Annotated in this window: 2 protein-coding genes; both read left to right on the top strand. The window is 68.6% G+C overall.

The genetic code is table 11. From position 1 onward, the window contains the following. Window positions 1-148: 148 nt before the first annotated feature. Window positions 149-1,036 carry a COG4705 family protein gene (locus tag NBW84_RS07105; RefSeq protein ID WP_250282861.1) on the top strand — a complete coding sequence of 296 codons (888 nt, stop codon included), beginning with the start codon at window positions 149-151 and terminating at the stop codon, window positions 1,034-1,036. A 544-nt stretch (window positions 1,037-1,580) separates the two neighbouring features. Further along, the coding region (locus tag NBW84_RS07110; RefSeq protein WP_250282862.1) for a polysaccharide deacetylase family protein at window positions 1,581-2,047 on the top strand (467 nt) is incomplete at its 3' end.

The following is a 2,047-nucleotide window of genomic DNA, read 5'->3' on the forward strand; positions in this document are numbered from 1 at the left end:
CGGGTCAAACTCGGGGGCTGGTTTCGCGACGGTGGGGACGGTCATGGACGTTCGAGCCGCGGCATGCGCTCACACGTCCGTCACATGAACGGTGTGGTGTATTGCGGCAGCGCTGAAACGTCCCTGTCGCCGACCCGGAAAGACACCGATGCCTTCTTCCTCGCACAGCCGGACCCACGGTCGGGAGCCCATCGCCCCCAAGGTCCCGGAGATCACGGCGCTGTTCTGGGTCGTCAAAATTCTGACAACGGGCATGGGCGAGGCGACCTCGGACTATCTCGCGCACCTCAGCCTGGTGCTTGCGGGCGCGGTCGGCATCCTCGGCTTCACACTCGGGCTCTGGCTGCAGTTCCGGGCCCGGAGTTACTCCGCTCCCGTCTACTGGTTTGCGGTGATGATGGTCGCGGTGTTCGGCACCATGGCCGCCGACGGGCCGCCCGTCGGCCACATCGGTTCGACGGTCTTTTACGTCGTGCTCCTCGCGACCGTCTTGTACGCATGGCATCGGCGTGAGGGAACGCTGTCGATCCACAGTATCGTGACCCGCCGCCGGGAGACCTACTACTGGCTGACCGTGCTCGTGACGTTCGCGCTGGGCACCGCGCTGGGCGATCTCACCGCGGACTCGTTGCACTTCGGCTATCTGCCCTCGGCCATCCTGTTCACAGTGGTCATCCTGGTGCCAGCGGCCGCCTGGTGGCGGTTCGGCCTGAGTGAGGTCGTCGCCTTCTGGTCCGCCTATGTCGTGACCCGGCCGCTGGGCGCCTCGTTCGCAGACTGGCTCGGCAAGCCGGCCGGAAGGTCCGGCGTCGGTCTCGGTGACGGCCTGGTCGCCCTCGCCGCCCTTATTGTGATCGTCGTACTGGTCGGCTTTCTGACGGTGACGCGCGGCGGCATCCAACGCGGCGCTGTCGAGACCGTCGAGACCGTCGAGAGCGCCGCCGTCGGCGGTGGAGGCAGCAGCAACGATGATGTGAAGGCTCCGGGCCTTCCCCGGCAGGCTCGGTCGTGGTTCAGCCGGGCGGAGGTCGATTAGGGCGTGTCTGACGGATGTTTCGATCGCGCGGGCGGCGCCCACATCGACCAGCATCCATCAGACACACCCCAGCGGCCGAGTCGTCGAAGGCGCGGACACACCCTGTTCACCTTGATCCGCCGGTTGTGCCGCGGCGTCGGGGCCCAGGAACTGTCCTGACTGCTTCACCGGATCCTTGGCGGATCGGCGTCATGCTGAGTAGCTTTTGTCATAAAATTTCCCGTCGATATCCTGGGCGCGGCTCGGCGCCACACTCGGACCTCCCCAGCGTCCGGATCGGATTCGCATGCCTGAGAGCGTTGCTGGACGATCATCGCGTCGCCAGTTCCTGTCCGCCGCTGGCACGGCGTTCACGGCCGCCGGGCTGGCGGCCTGCGCCACCGGTGGGTCGAGCCCACCCGCGTCGGCGTCGGCAGGGATGTCTGCCGCCGCGGCCCGCCCCGTCAGCTCAGGGGCGGCAGCCACCGCGGCCCCTCCCGGACCTGGGCTGATGCCGGGAGGGGCCGCGACAGCGGTCGCCCACGGACCGCGGGACCGTCCCCAGGTGGCGCTGACCTTCCATCTCGGCCCGCACGAGGCGGAGCAGGATCTCTCCCTGGCGCATCGGCTGCTCACCGAGGCAGCCGAACTCTCGGTCCCGATTACCGTGTTCGCGGTCGGACGGTGGCTGGACGAGCATCGCGATCTTGCTCCCGTCATCCTGGCGGCTGGCAACGAACTGGCGAACCACACGTACTCCCACCCGGTACTGACGGCGTTGCCAGCCGACCTGGTGGCGGCGGAGATCATCGGATGCCGCGACGTCCTGGCCCGGCTGGCTCCGGGCGAGGGCCGCTATTTCCGGCCCTCGGGCACCTCCACCGCCACCCCACTGATCCTCGCCGAGGCCGGTGCCGCGGGTTACCGGACGGTCGTGGACTTCGACGTCGACCCGCTTGACTACACCTCCCCTGGAGCCGACGCCGTCGTCGCGCGGGTACGCGCCGGCGTCCGGCCCGGCTCGGTCGTGAG

The sequence above is a fragment of the Protofrankia sp. CiP1_Cm_nod2 genome, from assembly GCF_920664355.1.
Taxonomy (GTDB): domain Bacteria; phylum Actinomycetota; class Actinomycetes; order Frankiales; family Frankiaceae; genus Protofrankia.

Bases quoted from the DNA above. Each gene is read 5' to 3' on its own strand.
- NBW84_RS07105 (WP_250282861.1), top strand. From the start codon at position 149: ATGCCTTCTTCCTCGCACAGCCGGACCCACGGTCGGGAGCCCATCGCC.